Genomic DNA, 15,446 nt, shown 5'->3' on the forward strand with positions numbered 1-15,446 from the left:
GTTTCCGGTCATGCCGTGTCGTGTCCGGTCATGCCGTGTCAGGTATGGGCAGCGGTCGCTTCTCGATGGCCGCCGCCATCACTTCGGGGAAGAGATCGGGCGTGCACGCGAACGCCGGTGCCCCCAGCGCGGCGAGTGCGGCCGCGTGCTCCCGGTCGTAGGCCGGCGCCCCTTCGTCCGAGAGCGCGAGCAGCGTCACGAACTGCACTCCGGACGCCTTCATCGCGGCGACCCGCTTGAGCATCTCGTTGCGTATCCCGCCCTCATAGAGATCGCTGATGAGCACGACCACCGTTTCCGCGGGCCGGGTGATCTGCGACTGGCAGTAGGCGAGTGCCCGGTTGATGTCCGTACCGCCTCCCAGCTGCGTGCCGAACAGCACGTCCACCGGGTCGTCGAGCTGGTCGGTGAGGTCGACCACCGCCGTGTCGAAGACGACGAGTCGCGTGGTGATCGACCGCATGGAGGCGAGCACCGCCCCGAACACGGACGCGTAGACCACGGACGCCGCCATCGACCCCGACTGGTCGATGCAGAGGACGACTTCCTTCTTCACGGACTGGGACGCCCGGCCGTAGCCGATGAGCCGCTCCGGCACGATCGTCCGGTACTCGGGCAGATAGTGCTTGAGGTTGGCCGCGATGGTGCGGTTCCAGTCGATGTCGTGATGGCGCGGTCGGCTGATCCGCGCGCTGCGGTCGAGGGCGCCGGTGAGGGTGGCCCGAGTGCGGGTGGCGAGCCGCTTCTCGAGGTCCTCGACGACCTTGCGCACGACGGCCCGTGCCGTCTCCTTGGTCGTCTCCGGCATCGCCTTGTTGAGCGAGAGCAGCGTGCCGACGAGATGGACGTCGGCCTCCACCGCCTCCAGCATCTCCGGCTCCAGCAGCAGCGCGGACAGCCCGAGCCGGTCGATGGCGTCGCGCTGCATCACCTGGACGACGGAGGAGGGGAAGTACGTCCGGATGTCCCCCAGCCAGCGCGCCACCGACGGCGCCGAGGCCCCGAGCCCCGCCGACCGGTCCCGCCCCGCCCGCCCTTGCCCGTCGCCCTTCCCGTAGAGCGCGGCCAACGCCCCGTCCATCGCGCTGTCCTGCCCCGACAGCGCGCATCCCGTGCCGTCGGCGGCGTCGCCCCCGAGCACCAGCCGCCAGCGTCGCAGCCGCTCCCGCGCCGGGGCCGCCGGGTCCGTCGCCTCGGCCGTCATCGGCACACCCCCGTACGAGGCCGGTCCCAGAGCGGCATCACGGCGACGGCGACCAGCGGACGGTCCTTCGCCCCGCCCCGGTACCTGGTGCGATTCCTGTTGCCGTGCCGGTTCTCCCCGACGGCCGTCGCGCCGACGTCCTCCTGCGCTTTCGTCAGTCCGTCCTTCGTCATCCCGCAACCCCCGCAAGGTCGTTGTCGATGTCCTCTTCCACCCCGCCCGGTCCGCCCGGTCCGTCCAGGCCCAGCAGCAGCCGGACCACCGGCAGCACGGCGTCCGCGCGGCCTGGGTCGAGGTCGGCAGCGAAGCCCGGTATGCCGGAGCCGGCGGCCGTCACGCTGCCCCGCTCCCCCGGTCCGCGCCGGACCAGCTCGCCCAGCGTCCGGCGCACGCCCGGCTCGTACGCCGAGAACGTCCGCCGCAGCAGGGGCAGTACGTCCGTGAACGCCTCCGCCGGCACGCCGGTCAGCCAGGAGTCGACCAGCCCGAGCAGCCGCTCGTCGTGCACGAGGAGCATTCCGCCGCCGGACCCTCCGCCGACGAAGCCCTCGATCCAGGCGGCCGCATCCCCCGGCGGGGTCCCCGGCGACAGCACGAGACCCATGAGCCGCGCCGCCTCGTCCTGCCCCAGCTCCCCGTCGTCCAGCAACAGCCGCACGGCCCGCCCGCGGACCACACCGGGCGCGGTGTCCCGGACGGACAGCACGCGCAGAACCGAGTGCCAGCGGCCCCGCAGGTCGCGGTGGCCCGGCGCGGGCGCGTCGCCCAGCAGCCCCACCGCCCCGTGCACCGCGTCCACATGGCGTCGCATCTCCTCGGCGGCGTCCGCGTCCAGGGACGCGCAGGCCGGGGGCAGACCGACGAATATCCGCTCGGCGAGGCCCGCGGCGACTCCGCCCAGCGCCCCAGTGTCCGTGCCGCGTACATCGCCGTACCGGAGGGAGCGGACCAGGGCCGGCAGGGCCTGCGCGAGGTGGCCGACATCCGTGTCGAGCGCCGCCCGGTCGGCCAGGACCTGCATCACCACCGGTAGCGCTTGGGGGAGTTCGGCGAGCAGACAGCGCTCGGCGAGTCCGGTGACGTCGGCCAGGGCCTGTGCGGCGACGGCGTCCGCCTCCGCCTTGGCCGTCGCGGCGGCGAGCACCGTCGTGCCCCACACCCCGGCTTCCGCCACCCGCACGGCCAGCTCCGGCTCCCAGCGCAGCCGCCACGTCTCCCGGAAGGTGCCCGTACTCCCCCGCGAAGCCACCGGTTCGCCCCACGCCACGCCCAGCAACCGCAGTCGGTGCAACAGCCTGCTGCGCCCTGCGTCGGTCTCCTTGCGCAGGTCGAGCTCCAACTCCCGCTCCAGCACCTCCGGTTTGAGCCGTAGCCGACGCCGGCTCCGGTCCAGGTCCCGCTGCAACGGCACCGCCGGCGCGGTCTGCGGCACCTCCCCCAGCACGTCCCCGACGACCAGCCGGTCGTGCACCAGCGCCAGCGGCACGTCCGAGCCCTCGCACATCACCGCGCGCACGGCATCGGTCGTCTCGCCGAGCCCCGGCAACGGGCGGCCCCGCATCGCCGCGAGCGTCTCCGCCAGCCGCACCGCCTCGATGACATGCGCCGAGGAGACCATCCGGTCCTCGTCCCGCAGCAGCCCGGCCACCTTGGTCATCCACCGCTCGACCGGCCGGTCCGGGGCGGCGAACAGATGTCCGTACCAGCCCGGCGAGTCGATGCCCGCCCCGTAACCACTGACCCGCGACAGCCTCCGGTACGTCCACGGCACCCATGTCATGTCCGTCTTGACCTTGGGCAGCCCCTTGACCAGCGCCCGGTCGGCGGCGACGGCCGTCTTCTGCCGCAGCGCAGGCACATGCCAGGCCCCGCACACGACCGCCACCGTGTCCCCGAACTCCCGCTGCGCAGCCCGCACCTGGAGCCGCATGTACGCCTCCCGCACGAGATCCCGGTCGTGCCCCCCGCTGCCGTACGCCTCCCGCAGCGCCCCCATGGCCTCTTCGAGCACGAGGAACGGCGCGAACGCGTCCCCCTCCCCCACCCCCCGGTGCTCGACGACGTCCTCCCACCACCGCTCCGGGTCCTCGTACCCAGCGGTCTCGGCGAGCACGGCGAGCGGGTCGATACGGACGTCGGTCGCCATGACGGACCTGTCGGAAGAGGGCCGGCCACCGGAATCGGCATCGACATCGGCATGGGCGTGGGCGTGGGCGTGAATGCTGGTGCCGGCATCGGCACGGCTGTCGGTCCCGGCATCGGCACGACTGTCAGCGTCGGTCCCGCCGTTGACACCTGACCCGGCTCCCGTCTCCGCCTCGGCACCGGCTCCGGCCGCGGTGTCGGATCCGGCCGCGGTGTCGGATCCGGTCTCGGTGTCGGATCCGGTCTCGGCTTCCGGTCCGGCCGCGGCGTCGGCTCCGGTCTCGGCTCCTGCGCCGGGGCCGGCGTCTGCCCTGGCCCCGGTTCCTGCCGCGGCACCGGCCCCGAAGTGGGCTTCTGATCCGGTCCCGGCCCCGGCCCCAGCGCCGGAATTGGCCCCGACCCCGCCCTCGCGCCCGACGCCGTCGCCACCCACACCCCCGCGCCCGTTGTCGGCGCGGGAAGCGCCGCCCCCGGCCGCGTCGGTGTCGTCCCCGTGTCCGCCGCCCGTGCCCCCGCCCCCGCCGAGTTCGTCCTGCGTGTCCTTGCTCCACGCCAGGGTGTGGGTCGCCGGCAAGTCGATGAAGCGCGCCGGTACCTCGTGCTCCAGGGCCCACCGGATCGCGACCCACTCCGGGGAGAACTCGGCGAGCGGCCAGAAGGCCGAGCGGCCGGGCTCGTCCACGGCGTGGGCGAGGAGGGCGACCGGTGGCCGCATGTCCTCCTCGGCGGCCAGCGGGATCAGTGCGTCGGCCTCGGGCGGTCCTTCGATCAGCACGGCCCGGGGCCGGGCGGCGTCCAGCGCCGCCCGTACCGCTCGCGCCGAGCCGGGTCCGTGATGTCGTACGCCGAGCAGCAGCGGCCCCCCGCCGGCCGCGCCGCTCCCGCCCCTCGCCGTCCCTGTCACACCGTCCCCCTCGTCGTCCTGGTCATCGCGCCCCTCGAATGCGGCCGCCGGACGCCTGCCCGGCGCCCTCCTGACCGCTGCCGTTCCCGACGTACAGCCAGTCCTCGTGTGCCGTGCGCACCGAGCCGCCCGATCCCTGGCTCCCGCCCGAGCCCTTGTTTCCGCTGTTCCCGCCCGACCGGCCCCACCCCAGGTCGTTCACGCGCTCACCTCACGGCAGGCCCGGTAGAAGTCCTTCCAGCCGTCGCGCTCGCGGACGACCGCCTCCAGGTACTCCTGCCAGATGACACGGTCGGCCGCCGGGTCGCGGACGACGGCGCCGAGGATGCCCGCGGCGACGTCTCCGGCCCGCAGCACGCCGTCGCCGAAGTGGGAGGCCAGGGCGAGTCCGCTGGTGACGACCGAGATCGCCTCCGCCGTCGACAGCGTGCCGCTCGGCGACTTGAGCTTCGTACGCCCGTCGGACGTGGCCCCGTCGCGCAGCTCGCGGAAGACGGTCACGACGCGGCGGATCTCGTCGATGCCCTCGGGCACGGCCGGCAGGTCGAGCGAGCGGCCGATCTGGTCGACGCGGCGCGAGACGATGTCGACCTCGGCCTCGACGCTTTCCGGCAGGGGCAGCACCACCGTGTTGAAGCGGCGGCGCAGGGCGCTGGAGAGGTCGTTGACCCCGCGGTCCCGGTCGTTGGCCGTGGCGATCAGGTTGAAACCGCGGACGGCCTGCACCTCCTGCCCCAACTCCGGTATCGGCAGCGTCTTCTCGGAGAGGATCGTGATGAGCGTGTCCTGGACGTCGGCGGGGATACGGGTCAGCTCCTCCACCCGCGCCGTCATCCCCTCCGCCATGGCCCGCATGACGGGGCTGGGCACCAGGGCGGCCCGGCTCGGGCCGTTCGCCAGCAGCTGCGCGTAGTTCCAGCCGTACCGGATCGCCTCCTCCGGCGTGCCCGCCGTGCCCTGCACGAGCAGCGTCGAGTCGCCGCTGACCGCCGCGGCCAGGTGCTCGGACACCCAGGTCTTCGCGGTGCCGGGCACGCCGAGCAGAAGCAGGGCGCGGTCGGTGGCGAGCGTGGTGACGGCGACCTCGACGATGCGGCGCGGGCCCACGTACTTCGGTGTGATCACCGTCCCGTCCGGCAGGGTGCCGCCGAGCAGATATGTCGCCACCGCCCACGGCGACAGCTTCCAGCGGGCCGGGCGCGGGCGGTCGTCCTGCGCGGCCAGCGCGGCGAGTTCACCGGCGAAGGCGTCCTCGGCGTGCGGCCGCAACGCCTCGGCCGGCTTCTTCGCGGGTACTTCGGCTGCTTCGACGATCGTCGGTTCCACGGACACAGACATGGCTGAGGCCCCCTCCAGCTCGGCCGGTTCGGATCTGGCACCCACGTTGCACCACGCCACTGACAATCCGTTCTGACCTGCGAAAACTCCTGTGCGAGCGGGCTCGCAGGACCGATTGTCAGTGGCGGGATCTACCTTCGATGTCATGACTCAGCAGGGGGTGCGCTGGAGCGCGGATCAGGTGCTGGCGCTGGCGCCTGACGCCGCGTCACGCAAAGCGGGCAGCAAACTCGGCGCGGCGGGGCCGTGGTCCGAGGCGGGGAGTTCCGACGAGGGGACGGTGTGGGGGCAGTGCAAGGGCAGTGGCAGCAAGCCGTACCAGACGGTCGTGGACATCGCGGATGCGGCGGGCCCCGCGTACAAGTGCAGTTGCCCGAGCCGCAAGTTCCCGTGCAAGCACGCGCTCGGGCTGTTGCTGCTCTGGGCGGGCGGGGACGGTGCGGTGCCGTCGGCGCAGGCGCCGGACTGGGCGGAGCAGTGGATAGAGGGGAGAAGGCAGCGCACCGAGCAGAAGCGGGTGGCGGGGGCGGCCGGTTCCTCGTCCGGGTCCGGTGATCCGGAGGCCGCGCGGCGCCGGGCGGAGCGCCGGGCCGAGCGGATCACCGCGGGTGCGACCGAGTTGGAGCAGCGCCTGACGGATCTGCTGCGCGCCGGTCTGGCGAGCGCGGAGCAGGCGGGGTACGCGCTGTGGGAGGAGACCGCGGCCCGCATGGTCGACGCCCAGGCGCCTGGACTGGCAGCGCGGGTGCGGGAGTTGGGGGCGATCCCGTCGTCCGGGCCGGGCTGGCCGGTGCGACTGCTGGAGGAGTGCGCGTTGCTCCATCTCCTCGACCAGGGCTGGCTGCACCGAGACCGGCTGCCGGACGGCCTGGCGGCCACGGTCCGTTCACGAATCGGTCTGCCCGGCACGGCGGACGGCCCGCCGCTGCGTGACCGCTGGCTGGTCCTGGCCCAGTACGACACGGCGGACACCCGCCTGACGACCCGCAGAATCTGGCTGCACGGCACGGACTCGGACCGCACCGCGCTGCTCCTCTCCTACGGCGCCGCGGGCCGCGCCCCGGAGCTGGCGCTGCCCGTCGGGCTGACCCTGGACGCCGAGGTGTCCGCCTATCCGGGCGCCGGGCAGCTGCGGGCGGCCCTGGGCGAGCAGTTCGCACCGCCGGCCCCGTCGGTGACACGGCCGCCAGGAGTGACGACCGCCCAGGCGGCCGCCCGCTACGGCGAGGCACTGCGGGACGACCCCTGGCTGGAGTCCGTCCCGGTCACGCTGGACCGGGTCGTACCGATCCCGGACGGCGACTCCTGGCAGCTGGCGGACGCTGACGCGGATGCGGCGCTGCCGCTGACTCCCACTGCCCGTAGCCGCCCCGGCCTCTGGCGCCTGGTCGCCCTGTCCGGCGGCTCCCCGGTCAAGGTCTTCGGCGAGTGCGGCCACCGGGGCTTCACTCCGCTGACGGCGTGGCCGGAAGGGGCAGGAGAGGCGGTGCGGCTGTGCTGAACCGACAGTCGCAGGACCGCCGTACGACACCCACAGGGATGGGAGCCTCACGGAAAGGAACCGCATGAATACGACGTCCACGCCGGTGCAGGCGCCCGCCTCGGGCGCCTGGGAGGAACTCGTCACGGCGGCCCTGCTCGGAACGGAGCGGCGCACCCCGCCCGGCGGAGCGCCGGGGCGGGAGGCGCCGGTGGCGCTGCTGGACGCGGCGGCCGCGGAGACCGTTCGGCGGCGGGCCGGGCTGCGGGCGGCTCGGGCGGCGGGACGGCCCGAGCCGGCTGCCGAGGACCCGCGGCCGGTACTGCCCCCGGCGGCTGCCCGCAGGCTCGCGCTGCTGCTCGCCGACCGGCCGGGCACGGGCGGCGGCGGCCGCAGAGGCACGGCGCCGGACCTCATGGAGCTGCTTCCGCAGTGGCTCGCGACGGCGAACGCCCGCGGTTTCGCGGCACCCCCGCAGGCGCTGCCCGCGCTGCTGGACGCGGCCCGGGGGCGTACGGATCTGCGGCCGGCGGCGCTGACGTTCGCAGGGCCGCGCGCCGTGTGGCTGGCCCGGCTGAATCCCGACTGGCGGTTCGCCCTGCGTGCGACCCCGGGCGGCGGTGCCGCCCTGCCGCACCCCGAGGACACGGCGCAGACCCGCCGCCTGTGGGAGGAGGGCCTGTTCGCCGAGCGGGTGGCGCTTCTGTCGGCCATACGAGCCCGCGAGCCCGCCGCCGCCCGCGAACTGCTCACCACGACCTGGTCGACGGAGCGGGCCGAGGACCGCCTGATGTTCCTCGACTCGCTGCGCACAGGGCTCGGCCCCGAGGACGAGCCCTTCCTGGAACAGGCGCTGGCCGACCGGAGTCGCAATGTCAGGGCGACGGCAGCAGAGTTGCTCTCGGCGCTGCCGGGTTCGGCGCTCGCCGCGCGGATGGCCGTCAGGGCAGCGGCCTGCGTGGCCGTCGACCACACGGGCGACTCACCGGTGATCGTCGTCGAGGCTCCGCACGAGTGCGACGCGAGCATGGAGCGTGACGGTGTCGTGGCCAAGGCTCCGGCCGGGCGGGGTGAACGGTCGTGGTGGTTCGGCCAGTTGGTGGAGGCGACACCCCTCGGGACATGGTCCACGCGGCTGGGCGGCCGTACGCCACGGCAGATCGTGGCGCTGCCGGTGACGGACGACTGGCAGAGCGAACTGCATGCGGCCTGGTGCCGGGCCGCCGTGCGACAGCGGGACCCCGAGTGGGCCCGGGCGCTCCTCGGACCCCCGTCCGCCCCCGAGGCCGGCGGGCCGGGCTCGGTGTCGCTGGCCGAGCGCGCCAGGCTGCTCGGCACGCTGAGCGCAGCGGAACGGGCCGACTGGGTGGCCGGGTTCATCGCGGCACATGGCCTGTCAGAGGCGTTTCAGCTGCTCGGGGTGTGCGCGGTGCCCTGGTCCGCGCCGCTCGGGCGGGCAGTGGTGGACGCGCTCAACATCGCCCGGGACGCGGGAAGTTACCCCTGGAGCTTCAGCGGAGTGATGGGCCTGGCCGAACGCTGCCTCGACCCCTCCGAGGCAAGCCGCCTCGACGGCCTGCTGGCGATACCCGACGAGCCGGAGGACGCGTCACCGGGGGCGGGCGGCTACTGGGCGGAGGCGTTCCAGCGTCTGGTCACCACCCTGCGGCTGCGGGCAGCGATGACGGAGGAGCTGGACGTGGCGTAGGGCCGTCCTTCAGGCCGCAGCACTTCTTCAGCGCCGGTCGGCCACTCCAGCCCGTCGTGGGGGTGCGCCCGCTCGAGCGAAGCCGAGAGTGGGGGAGTTCGAGGACGAGGCCGTTCAGACCGAAAGGGGGTCTGGGGGCGAAGCCCCCAGGTCCGGCCACCCCAGCCCACGCGCACTGGACAACGCCCGCACCGCCGGAGGCCTACGCCTCGGCCGGCTGCCTGACATTGGCCCGCACCCAGTCCACGATCGACTGCGTCGTCGCCCCCGGCGTGAAGATCTCCGCGACACCCTGCTCCTTCAGCGGAGCGATGTCCGCCTCGGGGATGATCCCGCCGCCGAAGACCAGGATGTCCTCCGCGTCCCGCTCCTTGAGCAGCTTGATCACCGCGGCGAAGAGCGTGTTGTGGGCACCGGACAGGATCGACAGCCCGATCGCGTCGGCGTCCTCCTGGATCGCGGTGTCGACGATCTGCTCGGGGGTCTGGTGAAGGCCGGTGTAGATGACCTCCATACCCGCGTCGCGCAACGCACGCGCGATCACCTTGGCCCCGCGATCGTGGCCGTCGAGCCCCGGCTTGGCCACCACCACGCGGATCGGACCGGCTGCCACACCCATCACTGCCTCCATGAAGCGACTGCATCCATCCCTACCGACAAGTACTGGGTACCCGAACCGGCCGGGGAAGTGAACGAACGTTATCGACAGCATCCCGCAACCGGCAGTTTCGCGGTGAAGACCGAGGGGGAAATCACACGATGGGACACGTTCACCGCGCGCTGTTCCGGCGGGAACACGCGCAACGAGAGCCGCAAAGGGGTCACCGCACCGCCGCGCCGCAGGCCGCGCGCCGTGGTGATGCGGTGTGTCGACGATGCCGTGAAGGACCGTCGACCGCCTTCCGCGGCCTCAACGAGGGCACACGGGGGACAGAGGCGTCCTCCTGCGTGCCGACAGGAGGTCGGCCATGAAGGTCACGAGGGCAGCGCTGCCCTGTCTCCCGCTCTGCCAGCGACTGCTCCCGAGCAGACTGGCGGGACTCTCCCTGGCCCTGCTGAAGGCGACCGCCCTGGAACTGGCGATCCTCGCGGGACACCTCCTCCTCTATCCCTCCGGCGTCATCCAGGAACGCCGGGGGTCATCGGTCCCGCTCCCGGCGGCGGACGGCGCGGCACAGCTGCCGACCGGGACCAAACCCCCGGTCGTCCTGCTGCACGGCTTCATCGACAACCGCTCGGTCTTCGTGCTGCTGCGCCGCAGCCTCGCCCAGCACGGCAGGCAGCAGGTCGAGTCGCTCAACTATTCGCCGCTGACCTGCGACATCCGCACCGCGGCCGAGCTGCTGAGCCGGCACATAGAAGAAATCTGCGAGCGCACGGGCAGCAGGCAGGTCGACATCGTCGGACACAGCCTCGGCGGACTGATAGCGCGGTACTACGTGCAGCGGCTGGGCGGCGACATCCGCGTCCGCACCCTGGTGACGCTCGGCACCCCGCACTCCGGCACCCGGGTGGTGCCGCTGGCGAACGCCCACCCGATCGTCCGCCAGATGCGCCCCGGCTCGGAGCTGCTCCAGGAGCTGACCCGGCCCGCGCCGGGCTGCCGTACGCATTTCGTGAGTTTCTGGAGCGACCTCGATCACCTGATGGACCCGCTGGAGACCGCCTGTATCGACCACCCCGACCTGATGGTGCAGAACGTACGGGTCAGCGGGATCGGGCATCTCGCCCTGCCCGTGCACCCCGCCGTGGCGACCGGGATACGCCAGGCCCTCGACGCCGAGGGAACAGGAGCAGAAGCCGCCGCGCACGCCGGCGGCCTGACAGTGGCCTGACCCCCTCCCTTACAGCCCATCCACAGCCACATCCGGCACGGCCGCATCCCCCACAGCCCGCTTACGGCCCTGGAACGGCACCCCGACAGCACTCGCACGGCTATCCGACAGCCATTTGGCCTCGAACATCCTTCGAACACAGGGCCAAAGCCGTGCCCGTCGTCCCCCGAAACACGGCCGAATGCCCGTTTCCTGCGCGCACGAAACCTGTTGAAGATTGTCGAGCCCGTATACCGCCGGGTACAGTCACCGCACTGCTCTGGCAGCCCCTGTTGTCGAGGCGAAAGAGAAGTTGGTGAACGACCGTCACCCGTCGGGGACCATGACCCCGGCTCCGGCTTCCGATGCCGCCTCGGCGCACTACGCGTCGTACGGCACGCAGGAAGCCCAGTACGGCGACTTCACCACGTACAGCGGCTACGACTCCAGTGGTTTCGCGACCGGCGGTCACGCCACCGCGACCTTCGCCGCAGACCCCCTGTTCGGCAGCCTCCCGGGCGAGAGCACGGGTTCGTACGACTCCGGCCAGTGGGCCACGGGCGGGCACCAGACCCTGAACTACGACGCGTACGCGGCACAGCACCATGCCGCCTACGACACCGGCGTGTACGACACGACCCTCTGGGCCGCCGACCACCAGCCGCTTCCCGTCATCCCACCGCAGGCCACCGGGCACGACGTCTCAGGCCAGTGGGATGCGAACGCCTGGCTGCAGCCCGACCATTCGGGCAGCACCGCCGACCAGACCCAGCAGTGGGAATGGGGCACCCAGGCCTTCGACACGGGGGCGTACGACGCCACGCAGTGGAATTCCGAAGGCCCCGAGGCCGACGGCACCGCCGCGCCCGCCGGAACCGCCGACGACCACGAGCAGCAGGCCGAGCACGCTTCGTACGAGGAATCCCTCCCGGACGGCGGCCAGTCGAACGCCACCGGGGAGCTGCCCTCGGTGGCCCCGCTCCTCGACGAGCAGGAAGAGGTCAGGTCGGCTCCGGCCCCGCGCGCGGGCTCCCGCAGCGGGGCCCGCTCCCGCCGTCGCGCGCCTGCCAAGCGGTCCGCGCTGCTGACCGTCGCCGTGCCCTCGGCGTGTGTGATGGGCGTGGCCGGTATCGCCGCCGCCTCCGTGGGGACCTTCACCGGCGACCAGGGCACCTCGACGACCGCGTCGGACGCACATGCGGTGAAACCATCCGCCGCCAACAACAAGCTGGACACCCAGCTCCGGAGCCTCTCCGCAGGCGCCGACGACTTCGCCGACCGGGCCAGCCGTACGCAGGAGCGCATCGACCTCAGGGCCCAGCAGGAGGCCGAGAAGAAGAAGGCGGCAGCGGAGGCGGCCCGCAAGGAGCGGCTGCGCCCGAAGTACGTCCTTCCGGTCGCCCAGAAGGGGCTCAGCGCCTACTTCGGCCAGGCCGGCATCAACTGGATGTCCGTGCACACCGGCATCGACTTCCCCGTCTCGTACGGCACGACGGTGATGGCGGCGACCGACGGCACCGTCCGCACACAGTGGAACAGTGCGTACGGGAACATGATGATAGTGACCGCGAAGGACGGCACGGAGACGTGGTACTGCCACCTCTCCAGCTATCGCGTCGCCTCCGGTACGACGGTCAAGGCCGGCGACCCGATCGCGTACTCCGGGAACTCCGGCAACTCGACCGGCCCGCACCTGCACTTCGAGGTCCGGCCGGGCGGGGGTTCGGCTATCGACCCGCTGCCGTGGCTGCGGAGCCACGGGCTCGACCCGACTTAGGAGACCCGGGGGCGGCGCCCCCCAGGTCCTGTTACAGCTTCTCCACCGGCGCATACCGCAGCAGCAGGCGCTTCGGCTTGGTGTCGCCGAAGTCGATCGTCGCCTCGGCGTTGCCGCCCGTGCCCTTCACCGCCACGACCGTGCCGAGTCCGAACTGGTCGTGTGTGACCCGGTCACCCACGGCCAGCGAGACCACCGGCTTCTCGGAGGCCCGGCTCGTGGCGAATCCGGACGCACCCGACGCCGACGAGCGCGAGCGGGAGGACGACAGCGAGGACGCCACGGCCGACGCCGGGCCGGAGGAGACCGGGGCGGTGGCGCCCGTCCGCTTCCAGTCGACGTGCTGTGCCGGGATCTCCTCCAGGAACCGGGAGGGCGGGTTGTACGACGGCTGGCCCCACGCACTGCGCAGGGACGAGCGGGTCAGATACAGCCGCTCACGCGCGCGCGTGATGCCGACGTAGGCGAGCCGCCGCTCCTCCTCCAGCTCCTTGGTCTGGCCGAGGGCGCGCATGTGCGGGAAGACGCCGTCCTCCATGCCGGTGAGGAAGACCACCGGGAACTCGAGGCCCTTGGCGGTGTGCAGGGTCATCAGGGTGATGACTCCGGAGCCGTCCTCCTCCTCGTCGGGGATCTGGTCGGAGTCGGCGACGAGCGCGACCCGCTCCAGGAAGTCGGCGAGAGAGCCGGGCTCCTCGCCCTCACCGGACTCCTGCTCGAACTCCAGTGCCACGGCGGCGAGTTCCTGGAGGTTCTCGATGCGGGTCTCGTCCTGCGGGTCGGTGGAGGCCTGCAACTCGGCGAGGTAGCCGGTGCGTTCGAGGATCGCCTCCAGGACGGTCGCCGGGCCGGCGCCGGACTCGACGATCGTCCGGAGGTCCTCCATCAGCGTATTGAACCGCTTGACGGCGTTGGCCGACCGCGCCGCCATGCCGTATGCCTCGTCGACGCGGCGCAGCGCCTGCGGGAAGCTGATCTTCTCCCGCTGGGCGAGTGCGTCGATCATCGCCTCCGCGCGGTCGCCGATGCCGCGCTTGGGGACGTTCAGGATGCGGCGCAGCGGCACCGAGTCCTCGGGGTTGGCCAGCACCCGCAGATAGGCCAGGACGTCCCGGACCTCCTTGCGCTCGTAGAAGCGGACACCGCCGACGACCTTGTAGGGCAGGCCGACGCGGATGAAGACCTCTTCGAAGACACGGGACTGGGCGTTGGTGCGGTAGAAGACGGCGACGTCTCCCGCCTTCGTCTCGCCGGCGTCCGTGAGACGGTCTATCTCGTCGGCGACGAACTGGGCCTCGTCGTGCTCCGTGTCGGCGACGTAGCCGGTGATGCGGGCGCCCGCGCCCGCGTTCGTCCACAGGTTCTTGGGGCGGCGGGACTCGTTGCGCTCGATGACCGCGTTGGCGGCGGAGAGGATCGTCTGGGTGGAGCGGTAGTTCTGCTCCAGCAGGATCGTCGTCGCGTTCGGGTAGTCCTCCTCGAACTGGAGGATGTTGCGGATGGTCGCACCGCGGAAGGCGTAGATCGACTGGTCGGCGTCGCCCACGACGCACAGTTCGGCGGGCTGCAGGTCGTACTCGTTCGGCGGTACGTCCTCGTCGTGCGCGCCGGTGCCGACGAGTTCCCGTACGAGCGCGTACTGGGCGTGGTTGGTGTCCTGGTACTCGTCGACCAGGACGTGCCGGAAGCGGCGGCGGTAGTGCTCGGCGACGTCCGGGAAGGCGCGCAGCAGGTTGACCGTCGTCATGATCAGGTCGTCGAAGTCGAGGGCGTTCGCCTCGCGCAGCCGCGACTGGTACATGGCGTAGGCCTGGGCGAGGGTCTTCTCGAAGCCGTCGGCGGCCTGGGCGGCGAAGTCCTCCTCGTCGATCAGCTCGTTCTTGAGGTTCGAGATCTTGGCGCTGAAGGACTTCGGCGGGTAGCGCTTGGGGTCGAGGTCCAGGTCGCGGCAGACCAGGGCCATCAGGCGCTTGCTGTCGGCCGCGTCGTAGATCGAGAAGGAGGAGGTGAAGCCGAGCTTCTTGCTCTCCCGGCGCAGGATGCGCACGCACGCGCTGTGGAAGGTCATCACCCACATCGCGTTCGCGCGCGGGCCGACGAGCTGCTCGACGCGCTCCTTCATCTCGCCCGCGGCCTTGTTGGTGAAGGTGATCGCGAGGACCTGGCCCGGATGCACGTTCCGCTCGCCCAGGAGGTAGGCGATGCGGTGGGTGAGCACGCGGGTCTTGCCGGAGCCGGCGCCGGCCACGATGAGCAGGGGGGTGCCGGAGTGGACGACGGCCGCGCGCTGGTTCTCGTTCAGCCCGTCCAGGAGCGCGGCCGGGTCGATCGCCGGGCGAGGGGTGCCGTTGCGGTAGTAGGCATCCCTGTCCGGGGGCACGTCGAACTTCCCGCCGAACAGATCGTCCGGGACCGGCTCCGGTCCGTGATCGTCCTCGGGCGGCGGCGGAGGTTCCTCCTCGTGCCCGCGGGGGGCCTGGAGGTTCGCCAGGAAGCTGTCGTCAAAGAGGCTGCTCATCGCTCTCCGAGTCTAGGGCGCCCCACTGACAGCCCGCCGCCGCCCTGAGAACATCGCCGGAATCCGCCGACTCCCCCGGGCCTCGCAGGCCGCGGAATCCCCGATTCCTCCGGACCTGGCCGCGAGGTGTCCCTCGAGAACCGCGCCATCACGGTCCGTAATCGAACAGGTCGAGGCAGCCACCGAAGTGGACAGCTGCCACCGATCCGGTAGAACACGCACAAGCCGTCACAGTCCTACCCGGACTGACGCCCGTGTGCGGCCCGCTGACCAAAGGTCACGAAAATGTATCGGGCATATCGAACATCAACCTTCACAGAGGCCACACGGGTTGGCTACCGTTCCGGCAGGCCGCACGACCCCCACCGGCGAACGTCGCCGGGCCGCGCGGCCACCGCCGAGTCCGGGGCGCCGCCGCGCATCCGGAGCCGGGGACCCACACCGACCTTGGGGTGAATCGGTCCTCCCTTTCGAGGCACGGACCGTAGGGCAACCCTTCCGAAGCACCCGCCCGAACCCGACAGCTAACTCGGTAGGCGGAAGACGGAAGGAGTCGCC

General features: G+C 72.1%; 11 protein-coding genes and 1 riboswitch. Of the genes, 4 read left to right on the forward strand and 7 right to left on the reverse strand.

The features are described from left to right. Window positions 1-28: 28 nt before the first annotated feature. The 5 genes from ABT254_RS01375 to ABT254_RS01395 are packed head-to-tail and all read right to left on the reverse strand — an operon-like array spanning window position 29 to window position 5,591. Window positions 29-1,204 carry a VWA domain-containing protein gene (locus ABT254_RS01375; RefSeq protein WP_351462395.1) on the reverse strand — a complete coding sequence of 392 codons (1,176 nt, stop codon included), beginning with the start codon at window positions 1,202-1,204 and terminating at the stop codon, window positions 29-31. After that, a complete protein-coding gene (locus ABT254_RS01380) occupies window positions 1,201-1,377 on the reverse strand; it encodes a hypothetical protein (RefSeq protein WP_351462396.1) in 177 nt (58 codons plus the stop codon). Before ABT254_RS01380 ends, ABT254_RS01375 begins: the two co-directional genes overlap by 4 nt. After that, window positions 1,374-4,253 carry a DUF5682 family protein gene (locus ABT254_RS01385; protein WP_351462397.1) on the reverse strand — a complete coding sequence of 960 codons (2,880 nt, stop codon included), beginning with the start codon at window positions 4,251-4,253 and terminating at the stop codon, window positions 1,374-1,376. The genes ABT254_RS01380 and ABT254_RS01385 overlap by 4 nt, the downstream gene beginning before the upstream one ends. A gap of 22 nt (window positions 4,254-4,275) precedes the next feature. Continuing rightward, window positions 4,276-4,455: a hypothetical protein gene (locus tag ABT254_RS01390; protein WP_351462398.1), complete on the reverse strand. Its 180-nt coding sequence runs from the start codon at window positions 4,453-4,455 to the stop codon at window positions 4,276-4,278. Then, entirely contained in the window at window positions 4,452-5,591 is a 1,140-nt protein-coding gene (locus ABT254_RS01395; RefSeq protein WP_351462399.1) for an ATP-binding protein, read from the reverse strand. The genes ABT254_RS01390 and ABT254_RS01395 overlap by 4 nt, the downstream gene beginning before the upstream one ends. Window positions 5,592-5,736: 145 nt before the next feature. On the opposite strand from ABT254_RS01395, the gene ABT254_RS01400 reads away from it, so the two are divergent. Next, window positions 5,737-7,092, forward strand: coding sequence for an SWIM zinc finger family protein (locus tag ABT254_RS01400; RefSeq protein ID WP_351462400.1), 1,356 nt, complete (start codon window positions 5,737-5,739; stop codon window positions 7,090-7,092). Between the two features lie 64 nt (window positions 7,093-7,156). Beyond that, window positions 7,157-8,779, forward strand: coding sequence for a DUF5691 domain-containing protein (locus tag ABT254_RS01405; protein WP_351462401.1), 1,623 nt, complete (start codon window positions 7,157-7,159; stop codon window positions 8,777-8,779). Window positions 8,780-8,981: 202 nt separating this feature from the next. Here ABT254_RS01405 and icmB read toward each other — a convergent pair whose 3' ends face one another. Beyond that, the gene (icmB, locus tag ABT254_RS01410; RefSeq protein WP_351462844.1) at window positions 8,982-9,398 is read right to left on the reverse strand and encodes a coenzyme B12-dependent isobutyryl CoA mutase small subunit; all 417 of its coding nucleotides are present in this window, start codon (window positions 9,396-9,398) and stop codon (window positions 8,982-8,984) included. 349 nt (window positions 9,399-9,747) lie between these two features. Here icmB and ABT254_RS01415 point away from each other — a divergent pair, with 349 nt between their 5' ends. Together ABT254_RS01415 and ABT254_RS01420 are read left to right on the forward strand one after the other, a co-directional pair. Continuing rightward, window positions 9,748-10,614: a lipase family alpha/beta hydrolase gene (locus tag ABT254_RS01415; RefSeq protein WP_351462402.1), complete on the forward strand. Its 867-nt coding sequence runs from the start codon at window positions 9,748-9,750 to the stop codon at window positions 10,612-10,614. A 295-nt stretch (window positions 10,615-10,909) separates the two neighbouring features. After that, the gene (locus ABT254_RS01420; RefSeq protein ID WP_351462403.1) at window positions 10,910-12,370 is read left to right on the forward strand and encodes a M23 family metallopeptidase; all 1,461 of its coding nucleotides are present in this window, start codon (window positions 10,910-10,912) and stop codon (window positions 12,368-12,370) included. Window positions 12,371-12,401: 31 nt separating this feature from the next. Here ABT254_RS01420 and pcrA read toward each other — a convergent pair whose 3' ends face one another. Then, a complete protein-coding gene (gene pcrA / locus ABT254_RS01425; RefSeq protein ID WP_351462404.1) occupies window positions 12,402-14,888 on the reverse strand; it encodes a DNA helicase PcrA in 2,487 nt (828 codons plus the stop codon). Window positions 14,889-15,290: 402 nt separating this feature from the next. Then, a riboswitch (cyclic di-AMP (ydaO/yuaA leader) is annotated at window positions 15,291-15,442 on the forward strand. Window positions 15,443-15,446: the final 4 nt, after the last annotated feature.

Source organism: Streptomyces sp. NPDC001137, from assembly GCF_040298885.1.
Classification (GTDB): Bacteria; Actinomycetota; Actinomycetes; order Streptomycetales; family Streptomycetaceae; genus Streptomyces.